Genomic DNA, 1306 nt, shown 5'->3' with positions numbered 1-1306 from the left:
ACTTGGTTGCGAGTTGGTTGGGTGTGGGGGTTGTGGTGGTGGTGGCTTCTTGTGTGGCTTGTTGGATGGAGCGGTTGCTGAGTGCGGGGAGGCTGGCGAGGGCGACGAGGGTCATGAGGAGGCCGCCGATGACGAAGGGGGCTTGGAGGTTGACGGTGCTGGCGAGGTAGCCGCCGAGGATTCCTCCGAAGGGGGCGCCCATGAGGGAGATGAGGCGGCTTGCGGAGAGGACTCGGCCGCGGATTTCGGGTGGGGCGAGGCGCTGTCGCAGGGCGCCGACGATGACGATCTGGACGCTCATGGAGAAGCCGATGACGGCCATCATCGCGCCGGCGGTCCAGGGGTTGTCGGTGAGGCCGAGTCCGACGACTGCGAGTCCTTCGACGGTCATGCCGATGCATCGCATGGTGCCGACCTGGATCTTCTTGGAGATCGTGGAGGACATGAAGCTGCCGGTGAAGGCGCCGACGGCGGTGGAGCTGAGGAGGAGGCCGTAGCCGATGTCGCCGAGGCCGAGCTGGTCTTTGGCGAGGAGGACGAGGAGGGACATTTTGGCGGTGAAGACGAGGTTGCCGACGGCGGCGGTGGCGGAGAGGGTGCGCAGGACGCGGTGTTTGAGGAGCCAGCGCAGGCCTTCGGAGATTTCGGCGCGCAGGTTGCGGCGGGGGGGTTGTTCGGTGGGGGGGTTGGTGAAGTCGCCCTTGAGGGAGCCGACGAAGAGGGCGCTGATGAGGAAGGAGAGGGCGTTGCCGAGGAAGGGCAGGGATTGTGACAGGGTGAAGAGGACGCCGCCGAGCGGGGGGCCGGCGAGTTGTTCGCCGTTGATCTGGGCTGCGGAGATGCGGCTGTTGGCTCGGATGAGTGCCTGGTCTCCGGTGACGACGACGGGCAGGACGGCCTGGGCGGAGATGTCGAAGAAGATGTCTGCGCAGCCGAGGGCGAATCCGGCGGTGATGAGCAGGAAGATGTTGGCGTGGTCGGTGAGTACGGCGGTGGTGAGGAGGGCGAGGACGGTGAAGCGGAAGATGTCCGCGCGGAGCATCGTCTTTCTGCGGTCCCAGCGGTCCACGAGTGCTCCGGCGGGCAGGCCGAGGAGGAACCAGGGGAGGGTGCCGATGGCGCCGACGGCGCCGATGAGGAGGGGGTCGGTGGTGAGCTGGACTGCGAGCAGGGGCAGTGCGGCCAGCTGGACGCCGTCGCCCAGGGACGAGGCGATCGAGGCCACCCACACCTTGTTGAAGCTGCTGCCCAGACGCGGCTGGGCGGCCTTCTCCTTGCCGGTGACTTTCAACAATTCTCCTGAGAA

Annotated in this window: 1 protein-coding gene; it reads right to left on the bottom strand. The window is 66.8% G+C overall.

Features of this window, described 5'->3' with window-relative positions:
* Positions 1–1291: MFS transporter (locus ACZ597_RS35585; protein WP_471339613.1), on the bottom strand; the 1291-nt coding region annotated here is incomplete at its 3' end.
* Positions 1292–1306: the final 15 nt, after the last annotated feature.

This window comes from Streptomyces sp. NPDC040718, assembly GCF_055593565.1.
The sequence above is the reverse complement of the archived record's forward strand: the minus strand, read 5'-3'. Positions and strand labels throughout refer to the sequence as shown.